3 protein-coding genes are annotated in these 4,041 nt (G+C 66.4%); 1 reads left to right on the forward strand and 2 read right to left on the reverse strand.

All coding sequences use genetic code 11. From position 1 onward, the window contains the following. Nucleotides 1-258 precede the first annotated feature (258 nt). The gene (locus VKP62_10640) at nt 259-1,107 is read right to left on the reverse strand and encodes a phosphodiester glycosidase family protein (protein MEB3197648.1); all 849 of its coding nucleotides are present in this window, start codon (nt 1,105-1,107) and stop codon (nt 259-261) included. Between the two features lie 303 nt (nt 1,108-1,410). Between VKP62_10640 and VKP62_10645 the strand changes: the two genes are divergently transcribed. Then, on the forward strand, nt 1,411-2,685 hold the full coding sequence (locus VKP62_10645; GenBank protein ID MEB3197649.1) for a S8 family serine peptidase: 1,275 nt from the start codon (nt 1,411-1,413) through the stop codon (nt 2,683-2,685). 7 nt (nt 2,686-2,692) lie between these two features. Here VKP62_10645 and VKP62_10650 read toward each other — a convergent pair. Then, on the reverse strand, nt 2,693-4,041 hold a 1,349-nt coding region (locus VKP62_10650), incomplete at its 5' end, for a sulfatase-like hydrolase/transferase (protein ID MEB3197650.1).

Raw genomic sequence — 4,041 nt, forward strand, 5'->3', positions numbered from 1 at the left:
ATCCGCGTGCCAGCGTGGCCGTCTCGCGGCTCAGGCGCACGGGCAGGTAGGTCAAACGGTGGACATGGGCGGCTGCGGCAGCCTGAAAACTGCGCTGTTCATAGGCGTGGCAATCAAACAGGACCAGCTCCATCCAGGACCACCTCTCTCGGCTGGGCGCGCGTCCGGCAGCTTAGCACGTTTCGGCCCTGCCGCCAGCGCGCAAGCCGGCAAAGGCGGATCAAGGGGGGCCGGCCTCCTGTAACCGGGCGCTGCCCCTTAACCCTGAATCACGGGTTTGACGTACAGGTAGCTTTTGACCACCCGGCCGTCTGTTTGGGTCTCCAGCACCCCGGGGGCGATCAGGTGGGTGGAACCACCGCCATCCAGCGTGTAGGCCTCGACGGCCCCCAGGCTTCTCATCAGCATCGCTGCCTCGGCAAAATTTGCGCCGAGTCCCCGTTCCTTGCCTTCTCCAATAGACACCAGCAGCAGCTGGCCATCGGCTCGTCGTCCCACAACGGTGCGCGGGATGGCGCTGGTGAGGTCCGTATTGGGGAAGCTACGGTCCGCCACGGCGCTGCGGATGCGAGACCAGAAGGCCCCAGAAGCCACGTCCCGAGGGAGCGTCGCCAGCTCGTCGGGACCATAGAGACGGCCCATTCCACCGATGAAGCCAGTCATGTCCCCACGGGTGGCCTGCTGTTCGCGCAGGCCACCGCGACCAAAGCTCACGCTGCCGTCAGTCGCTCTGGCCAGAAACCAGCGCTTGTCCGAGATGGCATCGTAGTTCGGCGACAGTTCCTCGTCGCGGTAGGCTGCCTGCTGCCCCAGCAAATCCCCATAGGTCCCTTCTTGAGCTCCGAATCCGAAAAAGGTGCCGTTGAGGGCGGCCAGCAGGCCCGGCGCCTTACGCACCTGGTTGGGGGAGATCGCCCGCACGCCGTCGATGAATCCCGCCTCCACTTGCATGCGCTTCGGATCCACCGTCAGCACCGTGACCCGCCCGCCATCGGCCGTCCGGCGGGTGCGGTCCAGACTCAGGCCCTGGGCCAGTTCCGCCCGAGCCACCTGCGGGGCGAACCAGATGTCGAGGGGGCGCCGTTGCTCGCGCCACCAGGCCCGCATCGCCTTCATGGGCGCGAAAGATGGTGGCGAACCAGGGGTGGACCGTGTCGTCTCAGGCAGCTCGTCGCGCCTGACGGTAGAAGACCCTGGACGGGCTGGCAAGGGACGGGGGCGAAGGGAGGTTGAAGGCGTGAGGCTCATGCTTCCCTTATCCTGCGAGCGCCCGTTCGCCTGACCTGCCATCTGGTCAAAAAGGTTTAGAAAAGGTTAATGGATGATTAAGTAGGCTTGCTGGGGGGGGACCGCGATCCCTATCCTGATGGGGTTTGTCGTCGCTCCTCCGGTTATGAGAGGTCCACCCCCATGCGCTCATCCTGGCGATCGCACGCCTCCTCCGTCCTGTGCCTGGCCGCTCTGACGGCCTGTGCAGCACCCGCTGGAGCGGGCTCCGGCTTGAACGACGGGTTCGCCCGGGATGGCGGCCTGCGTGTGCTCGCCCGCACAGGTTCCGAACGCTGGCTGGTGGGGTTCGATGCCTGGCCCTCAACGCCCGCGCTCCAGAGGATGGCTTCCGAAGCCTCGGTGCGCCTGGTCCGCCAGATCCCCGCAGTTCGGATGGTGCTCGTGGAGGTGAGCCGAGCGGATCGTGGGGCCTCGCAGCGACTGGCGCAGTGGCCCGGTGTGGCCTTCGTCGAGGCGGATCGCATGGCGCCCCAGGAACCCGAACAGACTCGTGTGGCCGAACCTCCTCCCGCCTCCGCGGCTCAGGATTGGGACCCATACCGCCGGGCGCAGTGGTACCTCTCCACCATGCGCCTGCCGCTGGTCTGGTCCAGCGGTGCGGTGACCCGGACCGTCAAGGTGGCGGTGGTCGACAGTGGGGTGGAAGCTTCGCATCCGGACCTGCAAGGCGTCCTGCTCCCTGGTTACAATGCGGTGTCCCCGGGGGCATCCACCGACGACACGAATGGCCACGGCACCATGTGTGCGGGACTGATCGCGGCGCCCGGTGGCAACAGCTATGGCATCCATGGGGCTGCGCCCAATGCCAGGATTGTTCCGGTCAAGGTCGGGGATACGGTCTCATCCCTGGTGGAGGGCCTCGTGTGGGCGGCCGATCATGCCGATCTGGTTTCGATGAGTTTGAGTGTCAAACCGGGGATGGATGAATACCCGGTGGCCCTGGAAAGCACCCGCCGGGCGGCGGCCCACGTCATCTCCAAGGGGGTTCCCCTGGTCTGTTCGATGGGCAACACGGGGGATGAGTCCCGCAACGTGCCCGCGGCCTTTGCGGGGCAGGAGGTGCCGGCCCTGATCGCCGTTGCTGCCACGAACAAGGCCGACCAGCACGCCTCATTCTCGACCTTTGGACCTTGGTGCTCGCTCGCGGCACCGGGGGACACGATCATCACGACGGCCTTGGGCGGCAAGTACCTGTACGCCCGCGGGACCTCGTTTGCCACCCCGCTGGTGGCCGCCACCGTCGCACTCATGCTGGGGGCAGGCCATACCCGCGATCCTCTGGCGGTGAAGCGCACGCTTCAGCGGACGGCGGCGGATGTGATGGCGCCTGGCCCCGACTCCTTGACGGGCGCCGGCCGGGTGGATGCCGCCAAGGCTGTGCTCGGGACGCGTTGAGATCTCGCTACGGGGACGGCCAGCGTGGCGGGCAGTCGTTGAGCATCTGCGCCTGGAATCGGCGTAATAACTCAGGCTGCTGAGCCGAGACGTCCAGCCCTGGTTGGCCGAGGGTGTCATACAAGCGCGGGGGACCCGCGGGCAGGACCGGGGAGACGAATTCGTAGCGGCCATCGAAACCGCCGATGGCGGCTGCCTGGGGCGCCGACTGATTGGGGTCTGGCATGCACCAGCTGAACACCATCCGCCGCGGCGGATGTGCGCCTTTCATCAGGGAGCGTCCTTTCAGGTAAGTCGGCACCTCGCCGTAGACCGCGTCGAGCAGGGTCGGGACGAGATCGATGCCGCTGACAGGGGCGCGGACTCGGCTGCCCGAACGCTGGCCAGGGAAATGAATCACCAAGGGCACGTGGACCACATCGCGAACGGGTTCCCCGAAACCGTGATAAAGGCGCGGAGCGCCTTCGTGGGCTTCCCCGTGATCGGCCGTCACGACCAACATGGTGTCGTCCCAGGCGCCTGCGTCTTTCAGTTGCTGAACCAGACGTCCCAACTCTGCGTCGGCGAAGCGGACATAGCCCTCGTAGGCGGCCTCCAGTTCCGCAGGGCCCCCGCCGGGTACCACCTCGTGAGCGGAGATGGATTGCCGCTCCGCAGCATTCAACCGCTTACCGAGTAAGGCTGGTGGCACCTTCATGTAAGGGACGTGCGGCGTGGGCAGATGCAGCCACTGGAAGCGGCGGGGGCTGGCCGTGCGCGGTGGCGCCGTGAGGCTGTCGACATAGAGCTGGGTGACATAGATGGCATCACTGCTCAGGGTCCAGGGATTTACCCGTTGCGAGATGACGTGGGGCGCCCAGGCCAGCAGCGCTCGCCAGGGAAGGAAGGCTTCCGTGTTGAACTGCACTTGAGGGCGCCACGGATCGGTTCGGCCGTCGTCGAAGTCGCTCCCGCGACCGAAATAGGTAGGATTGACCCAGGCCGTGTGATAGGTGCTCCCGTAGCCAGCCCCCTTGAGCAGCGAGCCCAGATGGGGCAAGGAACCCTCACGCACGCTGTACCAGCGATTGTGCGGCGTGCTGAAGATTTGTGGTGGGTAGACGCCCGTCAGCAGCGAGGCCAGGCTCACGAGGGTCTGGTCACCGGGAGACCGGCAGGCATCAAATACCGTGGATTCGTCGCCCAGGGCAGCCAGGTGGGGCGTTTGAGCCACGCGCTCAGGGGACGCGAAGGCCGTCGAGCGATACCGCCAGGCATCAAAGGTCACCAGCACGATACGAGCCGGCGCATCGGCGCGAGCGGCCGGTAGTTCAGGAAACGCCACCACTGGCGGGGAGTCGTGCCAGGCGTGGGCCG

Source organism: Candidatus Sericytochromatia bacterium (genome assembly GCA_035285325.1).
Taxonomy (GTDB): domain Bacteria; phylum Cyanobacteriota; class Sericytochromatia; order S15B-MN24; family JAQBPE01; genus JAYKJB01.

What these genes read in the sequence shown, in the direction of transcription:
- VKP62_10640 (MEB3197648.1), bottom strand. Translation starts at nt 1,107, where the DNA reads ATGCGGGCCTGGTGGCGCGAGCAACGGCGCCCCCTCGACATCTGGTTC.
- VKP62_10645 (MEB3197649.1), top strand. Translation starts at nt 1,411, where the DNA reads ATGCGCTCATCCTGGCGATCGCACGCCTCCTCCGTCCTGTGCCTGGCC.